Below are 16108 nucleotides of genomic sequence, written 5' to 3' on the forward strand. Positions count from 1 at the left end.
TATTTCAGCACCCCTTTATTAATAGGAAGGGGAATGAATTTCTATATTTGATTTTTATATCAGACTTAAGAATACACCATTTTATTGTAATGGTAAATAGATGAAGAGAGGTGATAAACCGACTTTAATTTCTATATTTTTCAACGGAATTGTATGTTTTATACAAGGTCATATACAAATTACGAGATTATTAGACAGAAAATTAAGAAAAAAAGAAGGGTTTTTCATCTACTTTCTATAATTATATAAGTATAATCTTTATGTAGAAAAGAGGGGTATATATAATGGAAGTAACAAGTAAAACAGAATCTGTCGTTGTGAAGTATGAAGGGCGCGTTGCAACGGTTATGGTCAATCGTCCAGAGGTGTTAAATGCATTAGATGAGCCAACGTTAAAAGAGCTATTACAAAAACTAAAAGAAGTAGCGGAGAGTTCTGCACACATTGTTGTGTTATGCGGGAACGGCCGCGGTTTTTCTGCGGGTGGAGATATTAAATCGATGCTTTCAAGTAATGATGAAAGCAAGTTTGATGGTATTATGAATACCATTTCTGAAGTTGTCGTGACTTTATATACGATGCCGAAGCTTGTTATTAGTGCCATTCATGGACCAACTGCTGGTCTTGGGTTGAGTATCGCACTAACGGCTGACTATGTGATGGCAGATATATCATCAATTATTGCGATGAACTTTATTGGAATCGCTTTAATTCCAGATGGCGGCGGTCATTTCTTCCTTCAAAAGCGCGTCGGTGAAAATATGACGAAGCAAATTATTTGGGAAGGGAAGAAATTATCAGCAACAGAAGCGCTTGATATCGGTTTAATTGATGAAGTAATCGGCGAGGATTTCCAAACGGCTGTGAAGCAAAAAATTAGTGAATGGTCACAAAAGCCGATTAAAGCGATGATTCAAACGAAGCAAATTTTATGTGAAGTAAATCGCTCTAATTTAGAACAAACATTGCAGCTTGAAAAACGCGGTCAATATGCGATGAGACAAACAGCGGATCATAAAGAAGGAATTGCTGCATTTTTAGAAAAACGTTTGCCAGCATTTAAAGGGGAATAAAGTGTGGTGGTAGTTTTACTGCCAATTAATTTAAGGTAAAGGGGAGAAAGTGCTAACACATTTTAGTATAATTGTGTTAGCACTTTTTTTAGGAGTAATATATGAAGAAAATTATTGGTGTTATCGTTATTATTTTACTTACATATTATGCTTTGCATAGTACACCATCTCTTGCAGTACGGACTGCACTATTCTTTGAAGGGCATCCAATTGTTGCTTTCTCAGGTGAAGTGAAGAAAGAACGGGATGTGAAAAAAGAGGCGATTCCTGATGAGTACCAAACCTTATATGGTGATAAGAAAGAAGAACCAGAGCACTATTTCTTTCCTCACGTAAGGGCACATGGATCAGGAATTGATATGCTTAGTGCATGCGTGAAGAAAAAATGGTTTTTCTATAAAGCAGAGCTCGGATGTTATTAAACATAGGAGGATGAATGATGTCAGCATATAACAAGTTAGTAAGAGATCGTGTTCCTGAGAAAATCTTAATGTCTGGAAAAACATATACAGCACAAAAATTAACAGGTCAAGCATACATACAAGCTTTAGCGAAAATTGGAGCAGAAGAAATTCGTGAATTTGCTTCTATGAAAGAGCGTGAACATGCGTTAGATTCTCTTGCGGATGCACTGGAAGTGATCATTTCATTAGCGCGTGCAGAAGGTGCAACAATTGAAGATGTAGAACGCCTTCGTAAGCAAAAAGAAATAGAGCGCGGTGGGTTTGAAAGAGGCATTTATTTATTGGATGTTTCAGAAGAATAGATTTGTAGGGAAAGCATAGCGTTACTCATTAACGCTATGCTTTTTTGTTGCAATTAAGCTAATAATGAAGAAGATAGCTGTTAATACCCAGCCAATTGTAATAGAAGTAGTAGTATGAACTGCATAAGAAACTTGTAAACAAAATAATGATGCTAAAAACCAAATGAGTGCAATGTGTACATATTTTTTTGATATATTCATATTTTATAACTCCTTTTGTATACTAAAGTAAATTTTACTATAATTTAGAAAATTAAGCTATATGAGTAGAGGTTTTATAGCAAATTTTGTATACTAAATAGTAGATAGAATGAGGAGGAAACGACAATGGCACATCATGCGAAAGAAACGATGGAACTTATTAAGGAGCTTGTCTCTATTCCGAGTCCATCTGGAAATACAGAGAAAATCATTCGTTTTATTGAAAACTATGTAAGTGAGTGGAATGTAGAAACGAAGCGTAACAATAAAGGCGCTCTTATTTTAACGGTAAAAGGGAAAAATGATGCACAGCACCGTTTATTAACAGCACACGTTGATACGTTAGGTGCGATGGTAAAAGAAATTAAGCCTGATGGTCGCCTAAGTCTTTCTATGATTGGGGGATTTCGCTGGAACTCTGTAGAAGGGGAATATTGCGAGATTGAAACGTCAAGTGGTAAGACATATACAGGAACGATTTTAATGCATCAAACATCTGTACATGTATATAAAGATGCAGGTGAAGCGAAACGCGATGAGAAAAATATTGAAGTTCGTATTGATGAGCGTGTTTCTTCAGCTGATGAAGTACGTGAATTAGGAATTGAAGTAGGAGACTTTGTTTCATTTGATCCGCGCGTTCAAATTACAGATAGTGGATATATAAAATCACGTCATTTAGATGACAAAGTAAGTGTTGCGATTCTATTGAAATTAATTAAAAGATTACAAGATGAAAACGTAACATTACCATATACAACTCATTTCTTAATTTCTAATAATGAAGAGATTGGGTACGGTGGTAACTCTAACATTCCAGAAGAAACGGTTGAATATTTAGCAGTAGATATGGGAGCGTTAGGTGATGGACAAGCATCTGACGAATATACAGTATCTATTTGTGCAAAAGATTCTAGTGGTCCGTATCATTATGCACTACGTAAACATTTAGTAGAGCTTGCGAAAACAAACAATATTGAATATAAAGTAGATATTTATCCATACTATGGATCGGATGCATCAGCTGCGATTCGCGCTGGATTTGATGTGAAACATGCATTAATTGGAGCGGGTATTGATTCTTCTCATGCATTTGAGCGTACACATGAAAGTTCGATTGCACATACAGAAGCACTTGTTTATGCATATGTATTATCAAAGATGATTGCAGAATAAGAAAAGAAATAGGCTACCTCTAGTAGCCTATTTTTGTTTGCAGAGAAATCGACACAGGTGTATCGATTTAAATAGTTTGACCGACTTTCCCCCGCATTAACGGGCAGTAAGACCCCCACCTCAAAATTTAGTGAAAACAAAGAAAATAGGTAAGGATCAATTGTCCGTAAAAGCCCGATTGGTGAGGGCTGAACAAAACCCCACCGAATACATTTTCACTTTATTCAACAAAAGGTAAATTAATTGTATTTTATTTTACAATATTAAGAAAGTAGGTTTACTACATAATTCGAGTATTATAAAATGATAGAGGCGCATTAATTTTTTTTGTTCGGATTTTTCGGGATTTATATATTAAGATTACGCGTTATTAAAAGGTGATTGTCGAGAGGAGTATTATTTTTTATGAAGTATCGTGCAGTCGCGGCAGGTATTTTAGCCGCAAGTTTATTATCGTCTCCAGTAAGTAGTTTCGCAGCAGCGAAGAAGTTTTCGGATGTTCCTACATGGGCGCAAGAATCAGTTGATTATTTAGTAGGAAAAAAAGCGCTTGATGGAAAGCCTGATGGAACGTTTTCTCCATCTGAAGCAGTAGATAGAGGATCAGCTGCAAAAATCTTAGCAGTCGTTCTTGGTTTACCAGTTGATCCAAAAGCAAAGCCATCTTTTAAAGATGCACAAAACCATTGGGCAGCTCCGTACATTGCTGCAGTGGAAAAAGCAGGTATAATTAGTGGAGATGGTACTGGTAAATTCAGTCCATTCAGCCAAATTAACCGTGCATCTATGGCATCTATGTTAGTACAAGCATACTCATTAGATAAGAAAATTATTGGAGAACTTCCAACACAGTTCAAAGATTTGGAACCTCATTGGGGTAAGAAACAAGCTAATATTTTAGTAGCTTTAGAGATTTCTAAAGGTACGGGAAATGGCTGGAATCCTGAAGGAACTGTAACTCGTGCAGAAGCAGCTCAGTTTATTGCGATGGCTGATCAAAATAAAACAAGTACATCAAAAAGAATGTATATGAACAGAAACTTTATTACATATCATCAACCATCATTATCCTCTGGTATTACTGACGTTCAACATAAGCCACAAATGGTTGAAGTGACAGAACAAAGAGCGGACGGCTGGTTGAAAATTGTAACAAGTAAAGGTGAGAAGTGGACACCTCTACAAGAAAAAACAGAAACGATTAATGAAGGATTTACAACTTATGCAGAAGCTTCACATAGTTCTAAAGTGCTAGGTACATATGATGCACAAACAGTAACGATTATGGAAGAGAGTGGAAGCTGGATTCGTATCCGTGTAGGCGCTGGTTTCCAGTGGGTTGATAAAAATCAATTAAACCCAGTAAAACAAGAGAACTTCTTAGAAGGTAAAGCGATTATTATTGATCCAGGTCATGGTGGAATTGACTCGGGTAATGGTGGTTATTACGAGAAAGAAAGTAAAACTGTATTAGATGTATCATTACGATTAAAGAAAATATTTGAGCAAAAGGCACCATTTACTGTTATGTTCACTCGTACAGATGATACACGCCCAGGAACAAGTGCTCCTGATTCATTAAAGAAACGTGTAGAATTTGCACAGCAACATAATGGAGATATTTTTGTAAGTATCCATGCTAATGGTTCTGAACAGAAAAATGGGCAAGGTACAGAAACATTATATTATCAGTCAGCAAGAGCAAAAGTAACGAATCCACATGTAAAGGACAGTATTTTATTAGCACAAAAAATTCAAGACCGTCTTGTAGCAGCACTTGGAACAAAAGATCGTGGTGTGAAACATCAGGACTTATACGTAACTAGAGAAAATACAATGCCAGCTGTATTAACAGAATTAGCATTTGTAGATAATAAAAGTGATGCAGATAAAATTGCTACACCAGAACAAAGACAACGTGCAGCAGAAGCGATTTATCAAGGTATTTTAGATTATTACGAAGCAAAGGGTAATAAAGTATCTTCTTTCCGTTAATAAATCAAAAGAGATTGCCAATAGGCAGTCTCTTTTATTTATTAACGTTTCTCTTTATTTCCGGCATGTGATATCATTTAATTTTATACGAAAAAGTATTGTAGCAATTGTAATCATAACAATTTTAAATGATAGAGGATGATCATAGATTGAATAATTATAGTAAAACACCTGCATGTATATATACGTATGCATTTCGCGAGGAGGAGCGTGCTTTATGTTACTTGGAAATGCGCTCGTTCTTTGGAATGGAGTCTCACGTTAATATTTTGAAAAGTAATGTCAAAATTGATCCGAGTAGAAGTGCGTTTATGAAAGAGCGCGTTGAGGTTATGTATGAAGGGGACGACTTAGAAAGTATTCTAAAACAAGTAGAACAAATTGATTTGGCGGGGGCGACATTCAAAGTTATCTTCGTTAAAATCAATGATCTCGTTGGAGAAAATAAAATTGAATATGGAGAAAGACGTCTCATTGAACGTGACCTTGGCATGCATATTGAAGGAGAAGCAGACGTTCGTAATCCAGAGCGTGTATTTGGAATTGTTCCTCTTGGAGGGCGCTGGTACTTCGGACACTATGTAGAAAGTGAGCCAGTTTGGTACCATCACATAAAAAAACCGCATAGTTATTCGACATCTCTTAGTACACGTGTTGCGAGATCAGTTGCAAATATCGCTGTACCTAATCCAGAGGGAGTACGAGCAATTGACCCGTGCTGCGGCATTGGAACAGTAGTAGTAGAAGCACTTTCTATGGGGATTAACATCGTTGGTAGAGATATAAATCCACTTGTAGTTCTTGGAACGAGAAAAAACATCGCACATTTCGGGTTTGAAGGAACAGTAACAAAAGGTCCAATCGAGGAAATTACTGAGAACTACGACGTTGCAATTATCGATATGCCGTATGATTTATTCACGCACGCAACACCAGAAGATCAGCTCTCCATTCTTTCAAGCGCGCGCCGCATCGCTAAAAAAGCTGTCGTTGTCACGATGGAAACAATGGACGACATGATCCATGAAGCGGGATTTGAAATTACAGATCGCTGTATTACAAGAAAAGGATCATTTTCTAGACAAATTCTTGTTTGTGAATAAGAAAGGAAGGTCACCTATTTGGGTGACCTTTTTTTGTTTTGTATTGTATTGATGTGTGATTGGTTGGTGGTGTAGATAGATGAATTAGCGGAATTTGTTGATAAGTCGATATATTTCTAGAATCAATCGATATCAGATTACTTTTCTTTTGTTTTCTTCTGCTGTTCGGTTAGTAAATTGCGTAACACGTGTCCGCGGTAACTCTCTAGTTTGCGTCCTTCATGATAGCGCATGCCTAGTTTTTTTAGTTCGGCTACGTACCAGCCTTTTGTTCCGTAGTACATTGGATCACTTCCTTTTGCTTTTGAACAGTATATGTTGAAGGTGGAAGTAATTTTCCATTGAAAATAATAAGCCTGGTTTTATTAAGGTGTCCCATAAAATAGTTTCCGGACAGTGTATAACAAAGTAGACAGTAATGTATGTTTTTTTAAACAATGTATACAAATTTATACCCTATGCGTTGGCATGATATTTGCAAAGAAAATAGTATCAACATATAGGGGAGAGATAGAAATGAAGGTTAGTAAAGTGTACACGACAATTGATGCTCACGTAGCTGGGGAACCGCTTCGAATTATTACAGGCGGCGTGCCAGAAATAAAGGGAGAAACGCAGCTGGAAAGACGTGCATATTGCATGGAACATTTGGATCATCTTCGTGAAGTTCTTATGTATGAACCGAGGGGGCATCACGGGATGTACGGTTGTATCATTACTCCGCCTGCAAGTGCACACGCTGATTTTGGTGTATTATTTATGCACAATGAGGGCTGGAGTACGATGTGTGGGCACGGCATTATCGCTGTTATTACAGTCGGAATTGAGACTGGTATGTTTGAAGTAACAGGTGAGAAACAAAAGTTCATTATTGATAGCCCTGCTGGGGAAGTGATTGCGTACGCAACATATAACGGGAGCGAAGTAGAGTCCGTATCATTTGAAAATGTTCCTTCTTTTGTATATAAGAAAGACGTTCCTATTAAAATAGATGACTATGAATTTCAAGTGGATATCGCGTTTGGCGGAGCCTTTTATGCTGTTGTGGATAGTAAAGAATTCGGTTTAAAAGTGGATTTCAAAGATTTATCTGCTATTCAAACGTGGGGCGGTAAAATTAAACACTATATTGAGAGCCAAATGGAAGTAAAGCATCCACTGGAAGAAGGGTTAAAAGGAATATACGGCGTTATTTTCTCAGATGAACCGAAAGGGGAAGACGCTACGTTACGAAATGTAACGATTTTTGCTGACGGGCAAGTAGACCGCTCTCCTTGCGGCACAGGAACTTCTGCAAGAATCGCAACTCTTTTTGAAAAAGAGGCCTTGCAAAAGGGAGAAACTTTCGTCCACGAATGCATTACTGACGGGAAATTCGAGGGGGAAGTATTGTCGGTAACCGCGGTAGATACATATGAAGCCGTCGTTCCAAAAGTAACGGGGCATGCATTTATTACAGGATTTCATCAATTCGTTGTAGACCCGAGAGATGATTTGAACCGGGGATTTTTGTTAGGATAAGAGGAGGAGGTGGAAAGATATGCTAGTTATAAGCGCGAACGAACAACGAAACTTAGTAAATATGAACGAAGTCATTGAATACGCAGCGCTGGCTTTACAAGAATTTTCTGCTGAAAGAACGATCACACCAATTCGCGGCTCACTACCATTTGCAAGCGAACAAAATACGGCATTAATTATGCCTTCAGTAGCGGAAGGACTTGAGGCACTTGGCTTAAAAGTCGTAACAGTAGTCCCCGAGAATAAAAAGGTAGGAAAGAAAACGATAAACGGGATTGTGATGCTATCAGACTTTCAAACGGGAGAACCGCTCGCACTTTTAGAAGGATCTTACTTAACGATGATTCGAACAGGGGCTCTATCAGGAGTAGCGACAAAACATTTAGCTCGTCATAACGCGAAAACGTTATGTATAATCGGGACCGGTGAACAGGCAAAAGGGATTGCCGAAGCTGTATTTGCGGTAAGAGATATCGAAAAAGTCATTTTATACAATCGAACAGAAGAAAAAGCGTATGCATTCTCGCAGTATATACAAAAGAGATTCAATAAACCTGCCTATGTTCACACAAATGCAAATGAAGCAATAAGCGAAGCAGACATCATCGTCACAACTACGAACGCATCCACACCAGTCTTCTCAGAAAAACTACAAAAAGGCGTCCACATAAACGCCGTCGGCTCATTTAGACCGAACATGCAAGAACTACCATCTCATGCCATCGCGAGCGCAAACAAAGTAGTAGTCGAATCAGAAGAGGCAGCACTTGAAGAAACGGGTGATCTTCAAGTTCCGATACAAGAAGGTTTATTTGAAGCAAGCGACATTCACGCCGAGCTTGGTCAAATTATAAGCGGTGAAAGAGCTGGTAGGGAGAATGATGAGGAGATTACTATTTTCAAATCAGTTGGTTTGGCGGTAGTGGATATTATCGTTGCGAAGTATTTGTATGAGAAAGCGGTGGAGCGCGGGATTGGGAATAGGATTGAATTTTGAGGGGCTGCCTTTTGGTGGTCTTTTTTTTGTGCCGATATCAAATCATGAATTCAATTGGCGTATGAAAAAAGTTGCACCTCTAGCAAGTAGAGGTGCAACTTTTTTACCACTCTCGCCATTCTTCTGTGATGTCTTCTTCGGATACTAAGCCAGCTATTTGTGCTGCTGTATCGATAAAATCATAGAGATCTTCTCTTTCCATTGTTTCGATAAAGTAGTCATGTTCGACGTTTAATTCATTTATGTTAATAACGACCTCTTGGACGACTTGCATGATTTCGACTTCGGTTGGGTTCTCTCCCAATTGCTTTAAATTGTTAATGTAAGTGTCGAGCACTTTATTTGTTGCACTTATATTTTCTTCAGTGAAAAATTCCCCATCTTCATCATACTCAACCCATGAGGTTGTTGGTTTGTTTTTTTTCCATTCATCAAATGTCATGATAACCTCCTAAGAGTGTTTTTTATCTTTAATCTCATTCTATATGTTTGATTATATATAACAACTATTTTAGAGGGGTTTTTTGTAGGATGCTAGTTTCTGCGAAATTTGTCGGTAAGTCGATATAATTGAATAATCGCTGATATATTTTTTGAGAGGGTGGCATTCATTGGTAGAAAGAACCGTCCGAGCGTATGTTACAATGGAAGTAGCTCGTAAGTAAGGAAGTGAGAGTATGGATGGTATACAATTTGTTCAATTGTACGTCATGAAAAATGCTGAGAAAATTGATGAGTTATATATACGTAAAGAACAGGGTATAACAACTCTCCCCATTATAAAGCAGACCCCGCGTAAGATTATAAAAACAGCAGAACTTCTTTTTAGTGAAGAAGAAGTTTCAGAGGTTTCTACTACTATTACAAAAAACTTTTATTCACCTAATGTAAGGAAAAGAGAAAGTGATGTTTTAAAGTGGTTAACAATACATGAAATGATAGATTGTATAGAACGAGGGATTTTAATTAAGGAAGTTCGTTTTGAAAAAGATGAGAAAACTGTTCATTCCATTTTTTATCGAATGGGATATGGTTTGTTTACATACATGGAAAAGAAACAGCAGTTAGAAAAGGTAAAAGAGGAAGAGGCTTTCCAAAAGTGGGCGAAGGAAAAGCAATCTATGCCGAAATATATAAATGAGTATACGGAAAGATTGTGGCATGTTTTGTGCGATATTGAAAGTGATTTGTCTTCTATAGATGAAAAACGCTGGTCGTTTCAGAAGAGGCTCTTATTTGTAGACTTTCTACTTGCCATATATAAAATGAGTTGTGAAAAGCGTACGTTTGATTGGAAAGAGATTGGCGCGGCGTATACGTTAACGGCAATTGGAAGTAGAATGTTTTCCGATTCGTTCTTGCATAGGGCAGCTGAGTTCAGTCAGTCGCAACAACTCCATATGGACGATGTTTTGAAATTCTTTAAGCGTTATAACATAGGGGGTGGAGAAACGATATGATTCCATACCGTATTTCTTTCTCCGGTATACGTGATTATAAGCCGAGAACAATCCATTTAATGGGAAAACGTGACCATATTTTAATTTCAGGTGCAAATGGTGCCGGGAAATCAACGCTGACGTTTTGCTGGGGCGCTGTTATGGCATCTACGAAAGTAAATGTGGAAGGGCTTCGGTCGAAAAACCTTCCAGACAATAGAGTGTGGCGAGCAAAAATCGAACTTATATATGAAAATGATGGATTTATAGATGCAGCACGATTTGTGAGATTCACACTTGATCTAGAGCAGGAGCCAGGTCATCCATTGAAAAAAGAATATTATATTGCAGAAGGCGACCGGGTAGATGAGTGGGAGCAAGAAACACGTTTTTCATCTTCGGATAAGCATTTTAACTTTAGAGAGTATAAAAGAATGCTTCTTCAAAAATATAAAATTGACCCAGATGCGTTCTATTTAATTTGGTACCAGCAAGATGTAAATCAATTTGCTGTCATGAAGCCAGAAGAAAGATTCCGTATTTTTAGCGAAATGACAGGAATTGAAAGTATTCAAAAGTCATGGGAGTCCTTTAAAGAACAAGAACGTGATAAGGAATCGATTTTACAAACAGCTCGTAACAACCAAATTCAATATAAGTTCGAGCTGGAAAGATGGGAAAACGAAAAAAATCGTTATGAAGATCAGCAAAATCTTATGAAGAGCGGGATTGTACAGTATAAAACCGCATTATGTACATTAGAAAATCATTATTATACAGAGCGTATGAAGTATAAAGATGAGCTAGAAGAGATGAAAGAAAACCTTGATGAGAAGTATGAAGAAGCTCAGCAAGGAGAAAAACAGTTTGCACAATTAGAGGCGGAGTTACTAGCGAAACAAGCGGAGTTTCAAAGTGTAGAAAAAGAGCGTGAAATTGCGGAAGAACGACAACTACAGTGCAAAAAGGAAAGTAAAGATAAAGAGCGAGAATGGAACGCGATTAAAGAGGAAATAAAAGACGTAACGGATCGTGTGAAAAATATAGGTATTAGCGAAGATGTTGTCAGAGCCGAAAAAAGTAGTAAAGAACAGCAATTGCAAGAAACTGAAACGGAAAAAGTATATACAGAGCAGCTTATTAGTGAGACAAGCCATAATGTAAATGAATTAAGGTCAGAAGTCGCGAAGCTAGAAGTACAAGTAGATAATGATGAAGCAGCTGTCGTTTCTGCAAGGAATTACATAGAGCAATATAAATCTAGCTTTTATATGGAAGAAAAGCATAAAAAGGTAGAAGGTATGATGAGGCAAACGAAGGATCTTGTAGAAACGGTGAAAAAAGACCTTCAGCAAAAGTATGAAGAGAAAAAACAGCTAGAGTTAAATCGTTACGTAAGTCCGAGGCAAGAAGAAGCTCTACGATATTTTAGAAGACAAGGGTTACAAGCGTATCCACTTCGAGACTTAATTGAATTAGAAGCAGATGCAGAATTTCGTAATGAAGATGTTTTAAATACAATTAAATATGCAATCTTCGTAGAATCAAAAGAATTTATACCACCAAATGATTTGTATTACGTACCATTGCCACTAATCGTTCCAACTGAAAGTGTTATTTCCTTACCACAGTATCAGTTAAGAATTAAAGAGGGAGATAATGAAAAACTTGTTTCTGTAGCGATGAAAGCTTTATGGTGGGTAAAACAATTTTTCACAGGTGAACAGCCATGTATTCAAAAAGGTAGTCTAATGGATATAAGAGGATTACGTGGTGAACAAGAGAAACAGGAATACATTTTAAGTGAAAAAGCAATTATGCAACGTCTAGAAGAGACAGGAAAATGGATTGAAGAAAACGAAAAGCAGCTCATCCAATATGAGCGCGATATTCATACGCTGCAAGAACAGGAAAGAAAACTTCACGATATTGTATATAGAGTAAGAGATGCAGAAGCCGTTTTACAAAAAGCTGCCGAACGTACATTTAGAATCGAACAGTTAAGACGAAAAACGGAAGAAAAACAAAGATTAGAACAAGAAATACAAAGACTATATGCAATTAACCAAGAATTGCATACGTGTATATCTCGTTTAAGAGATCGCCTAGAAACGTTAGAACAGTACGAAATGATATATGAAGAACTGCATAAGGAAAAAGAGAAAATCGCACATATGCAACAACTTGAACAACTTCATAAAAAGTTACTAGATGAGCTTAAGAGAGCAGTAGAAGAAAGAGACGAGCTTGACGATGCTTGTAATAGATTAGAAATTGAATATAATAAAGTAAGTCAAAAAACGAAGCAGCAGAAACAAGAAGTAGAAGAATTACATGCGTATATTCAGCGTTTAGAAAAGAAAAAACAACATATCCAAGAGTATTTCACAACGACAGAAGAAAAATTCATTAGCATACAAAGAGAAAACCAGGATGCGAATGACACGTACGGGAAATTGTTAGAGCAACTTGGCTGGGAAAAACAAATAGAAACATGGTCTGAAGCGAAAGCACTTTCTCAAAAACAAAACGCAGAGATTACGCTAAAAGGAGCACTCGGTGAAACGGTTGATCCACTGGCGCCAGAAAATTACGCGAAGATGAAAGAAGAAAATGAAAAAAGTAATGCTGAATTGCAAAACGCAGAACAAATATTGAACGAACTTCGCGAAAATATAGCGCTTATGAAAGAACGCCTAGAAACAACTATTCAAATGAATGCTCACAAAATCCATAAAAAGTTCGAACAATACATGGAACAATTCCACTTCGAAGGAAAAGTAGAATGGAATATGGACACAAACAAACACGGCGACATGCGCTACTATTTATACATAAAAGCGCGCAAAAAAGGTCACCGCGGCAAAATGGAAGACATCAGCGCCAAAGGACGTGGAGGAAAAGTAGGAAGCGGTGTATCAGGAGGAGAAGAATCCCTTTCATCCCTACTATTCGCACTAGCATTACTACAAACAATCGAAGCCTCCCCAGGCTACATCATCTTAGACGAATACGACAGCGCCCTAGACGACAGCCGAAAAGAAAAGGTTTTCACCCTATTCGAAGAAGAACTAAACCGCAAAATGATCATCGTCTCACCAAAAAGTCACGACCCAAACTACTTACAACACTTTTCGCAAGCACTGACGGTAATGCATGATGCGAGTGTGCCGATTAGTCGGATTTTGCAGATTAAGAGGGCGGTAGAAGAAACGGAAACTGTAATCAAGGAGAACTAATTATTAGCCCGCACCAACGGGCATCCTGACTCTCACATCAAATTTTGATAGGGGAGTCTTATTACCAGCTAATATGGAAATAAAGAAAATAAGGATGTGATTGTAAATGATGATTGATAAATTTATATTAGATTTTATTAAGGAATTTCAAAAAAATGGTTTTTGGAAAGAGATGCCTTCTGCAGAAAAAGAGCGATTAGCAGAGATAATCGAGTTTCTTGGCGGAAGTAATATTAGAGAAATAGGAGAAAGAAATATTGTAGAACCTGCAATTTACCAATTTAAAATTACTCTAAAGGGCATACGTCCACCAATCTGGAGAAGATTTCTTGTCCATAACGAAGTAACCTTTGAAGAATTCCATAACATTATTCAAGTCGTAATGGGCTGGGAAGATTGCCATTTATATAACTTCTATACGAATGATTCATATATAGAAGAGCAATATGATGGTATAGATCTGTTCGCGTCATCCAGTGGGAAATATGATGCAACAGACACGCAAATTGGTGAATTAATAACAGCGGAAAAACAAAAGTGTTTATACACATATGATTTCGGTGACGGCTGGGAACATGAAATCGTATTAGAAAAAATATTACCACTGGATGAGAAGACAACAGTCCCTATATGCCAAAAAGGAAAAAGAGCGTGTCCACCTGAAGACTGTGGCGGCCCTTATATGTACAATGAAATCCAAAAGGCATTACGAGGAGAAGGTGACCTGGATGAAGGTTTGCTAGAGTGGCTTGGTGAATTTGATCCAGAGGAATTTGATTTAGATGATGTGAATGATATGTTGGAGTTGGATGAGTAGTAGGAGCATTTCATTTTGATGAAACTGTAAAGGAGAGAGGGTATGATGGGGAAGAGTTTATCATTACAAGAATTGTGTACGGAATTGAAAAAAGAACAATTGTTGGACTTAGTGATGCATCTCTCGAATCAGTACGAGGGTATAGATACGGCTGTGATGGAATGGTATGCATCACAAAAAAGAGTGGGAAAGAAAGAGGCTGTAAGTAATCATTTACTTTGGGAATATTGGGAAAGAGCGGAGGAAATAATCCAGAGGTTTAATGAATATGGCGGTGGTCCGGAACACCTTGCGTATGACGTATATGAATATGTAAGGGGCATTATAGATTTATTATCTGAATACCCTATTTTATCTGAAGAAAGACGATTATTAATCAAGAGGCTATATGTGCAATACGAACTTGGAAACTCCGGACTAAACGATATCATAATGGATACAATTTATGAAATATGTCAATCGGATTCTGATTGGAAATATGTCATTAAATTGCTTGAAAAATCTCCTGATGAATATGATCAAAAATTGATTATGAAAATTTATAAAGAGCAATTGCAAGATGGTGAAGCATACTTGGAGTTGCGATTAAAAATGTTGGAATATGGAATGGATTATTGGGACTTGGCGGAATATTACATTTCGATGAATCAGCTGGATAAGGCAGTTGAAATTGCAGAAACTGGTTTAGAGAATGGGAAAGGTAGACTAACAGAATTATTTGCATTTGTATTTGAGTATTATGCAGAGCGGGAAGAAACAGATCACATACAAGATTTAGTAGAGCAAGCATTTCACATAGAATCCGATGTCGATATGATAAGCAAATGTGCTGTTCAATATTTCAAAAAGAAAAATGAATATGAAAAAATAAAGAGTACTTTAGTAAAAGCATTTCGGATAAACTCCTACCATAAAGAGTATTACGCTGATTTTAATACAATGAAAGAGCAACTAACAGTAGAAGACTGGGAAAAAATACGAGAAGAAATGATAGAAATTGTAAAAAAAGAAAGTGTAATAGATTATTTGAAAATTTGCTATGATCATGAAATGTACAATGAAATGCTAGCAATTATTTCGAAATCACCAAGAACGATGTATGAATATAATCTGGGTAAAAACTTAGACCCAATTGCTGATCAACTTATAGATAAATATCCGCAAGAAATTGTTGAATACTATTGGAATAAAGGCGGTATTCTTATACTAGAAGGAAATCGTAAACGTTATAAAGAAGCTGTAAAGCATCTCAAAAAAGTAAAAGACATTCTTGAAAACAAATTACAAGACAAAGAGGCTTGGGAATTTAACTTAAAGGCCTTGAAGGAACATCATAAAAAGAAAAAAGCATTGTTAGATGAGCTGAAGGTTTTTGAGTGAAGAATATAGTTTAGATTGGAAGAAGACCGCTGAAGAGCCATAGCCATCAACTTAAGAAAATGAATAAAATAACGAAATTAGGGCACCCTTTCATGCAATACTGCATGAAAGGGTATTTTAATTTATGGCTATAAACAATGACACACCAGTTGAGGAGCTACGCATGTTAGGAGAAGAATTCCAAAACAAATTTTCTATTCATCACCTACAGGAACTTGCGTATCAAACAGGTATGATTCAACGAAAGCGAAAATTTCAGGCACAGGATCTTGTATCACTCTGTGTATTTTTGGGACAAACAATCAGTTCTGAGTCCCTAGTTAGTCTTTGTACAAAATTAAATGAAGCTACAGGAACTTGTCTCTCAGCTGAGGCACTTAATAAGCGTTGGAACAAGCAAG

At 37.1% G+C, this 16108-nt stretch carries 14 protein-coding genes and 2 pseudogenes; 13 read left to right on the forward strand and 3 right to left on the reverse strand.

Annotated features, from left to right (window positions below; translation table 11 throughout):
* Nucleotides 1-284 precede the first annotated feature (284 nt).
* The 3 genes from CO726_RS12620 to CO726_RS12630 all read left to right on the forward strand — a co-directional run bounded on the left by CO726_RS12620 (nt 285) and on the right by CO726_RS12630 (nt 1839).
* A complete protein-coding gene (locus CO726_RS12620) occupies nt 285-1073 on the forward strand; it encodes an enoyl-CoA hydratase (protein WP_000454182.1) in 789 nt (262 codons plus the stop codon).
* Nucleotides 1074-1174: 101 nt separating this feature from the next.
* Nucleotides 1175-1495, forward strand: coding sequence for a hypothetical protein (locus CO726_RS12625; RefSeq protein WP_099684464.1), 321 nt, complete (start codon nt 1175-1177; stop codon nt 1493-1495).
* A gap of 17 nt (nt 1496-1512) precedes the next feature.
* Nucleotides 1513-1839, forward strand: coding sequence for a nucleoside triphosphate pyrophosphohydrolase (locus CO726_RS12630; protein ID WP_098759177.1), 327 nt, complete (start codon nt 1513-1515; stop codon nt 1837-1839).
* A gap of 21 nt (nt 1840-1860) precedes the next feature.
* Here CO726_RS12630 and CO726_RS12635 read toward each other — a convergent pair whose 3' ends face one another.
* Nucleotides 1861-2040 (reverse strand): hypothetical protein, encoded by a 180-nt coding sequence (locus CO726_RS12635; protein ID WP_098759176.1) that lies wholly within the window; start codon nt 2038-2040, stop codon nt 1861-1863.
* A gap of 126 nt (nt 2041-2166) precedes the next feature.
* Here CO726_RS12635 and CO726_RS12640 point away from each other — a divergent pair, with 126 nt between their 5' ends.
* The 3 genes from CO726_RS12640 (at nt 2167) to CO726_RS12650 (ending at nt 6314) form a co-directional block, all read left to right on the forward strand.
* A complete protein-coding gene (locus CO726_RS12640; protein ID WP_099684465.1) occupies nt 2167-3216 on the forward strand; it encodes a M42 family metallopeptidase in 1050 nt (349 codons plus the stop codon).
* A gap of 405 nt (nt 3217-3621) precedes the next feature.
* Nucleotides 3622-5211, forward strand: a complete 1590-nt coding sequence (locus CO726_RS12645) for an N-acetylmuramoyl-L-alanine amidase (protein WP_099684466.1) — start codon at nt 3622-3624, stop codon at nt 5209-5211.
* A 149-nt stretch (nt 5212-5360) separates the two neighbouring features.
* On the forward strand, nt 5361-6314 hold the full coding sequence (locus CO726_RS12650) for a TRM11 family SAM-dependent methyltransferase (RefSeq protein ID WP_099684467.1): 954 nt from the start codon (nt 5361-5363) through the stop codon (nt 6312-6314).
* 137 nt (nt 6315-6451) lie between these two features.
* On the opposite strand, the pseudogene CO726_RS32975 reads toward CO726_RS12650, so the two are convergent.
* Nucleotides 6452-6693, reverse strand: a pseudogene (locus CO726_RS32975) (YflJ family protein).
* Nucleotides 6694-6782: 89 nt separating this feature from the next.
* Here CO726_RS32975 and CO726_RS12660 point away from each other — a divergent pair.
* Complete coding sequence (locus CO726_RS12660) at nt 6783-7835, forward strand: proline racemase family protein (protein WP_136699597.1); 1053 nt, start codon at nt 6783-6785, stop codon at nt 7833-7835.
* A 19-nt stretch (nt 7836-7854) separates the two neighbouring features.
* Nucleotides 7855-8832, forward strand: a complete 978-nt coding sequence (locus tag CO726_RS12665; protein WP_099684469.1) for an ornithine cyclodeaminase family protein — start codon at nt 7855-7857, stop codon at nt 8830-8832.
* Between the two features lie 103 nt (nt 8833-8935).
* Here the strand turns inward: CO726_RS12665 and CO726_RS12670 are convergent, their stop codons facing one another.
* Complete coding sequence (locus CO726_RS12670) at nt 8936-9274, reverse strand: hypothetical protein (RefSeq protein ID WP_099684470.1); 339 nt, start codon at nt 9272-9274, stop codon at nt 8936-8938.
* A 235-nt stretch (nt 9275-9509) separates the two neighbouring features.
* Between CO726_RS12670 and CO726_RS12675 the strand changes: the two genes are divergently transcribed.
* From CO726_RS12675 to CO726_RS32410, 5 genes and pseudogenes are all read left to right on the forward strand, one after another.
* Nucleotides 9510-10292, forward strand: a complete 783-nt coding sequence (locus CO726_RS12675) for a hypothetical protein (protein ID WP_099684471.1) — start codon at nt 9510-9512, stop codon at nt 10290-10292.
* Nucleotides 10289-13510, forward strand: coding sequence for a hypothetical protein (locus tag CO726_RS12680; RefSeq protein WP_099684472.1), 3222 nt, complete (start codon nt 10289-10291; stop codon nt 13508-13510). The genes CO726_RS12675 and CO726_RS12680 overlap by 4 nt, the downstream gene beginning before the upstream one ends.
* Before the next feature lie 106 nt (nt 13511-13616).
* Nucleotides 13617-14327, forward strand: a complete 711-nt coding sequence (locus CO726_RS12685; RefSeq protein ID WP_099684473.1) for a plasmid pRiA4b ORF-3 family protein — start codon at nt 13617-13619, stop codon at nt 14325-14327.
* Between the two features lie 42 nt (nt 14328-14369).
* The gene (locus CO726_RS12690; protein WP_245916629.1) at nt 14370-15707 is read left to right on the forward strand and encodes a hypothetical protein; all 1338 of its coding nucleotides are present in this window, start codon (nt 14370-14372) and stop codon (nt 15705-15707) included.
* 124 nt (nt 15708-15831) lie between these two features.
* Nucleotides 15832-16098, forward strand: a pseudogene (locus CO726_RS32410) (IS4 family transposase); the annotation flags it as partial.
* Between the last annotated feature and the right edge of the window lie 10 nt (nt 16099-16108).

Source organism: Bacillus fungorum (genome assembly GCF_002746455.1).
Classification (GTDB): Bacteria; Bacillota; Bacilli; order Bacillales; family Bacillaceae_G; genus Bacillus_A; species Bacillus_A fungorum.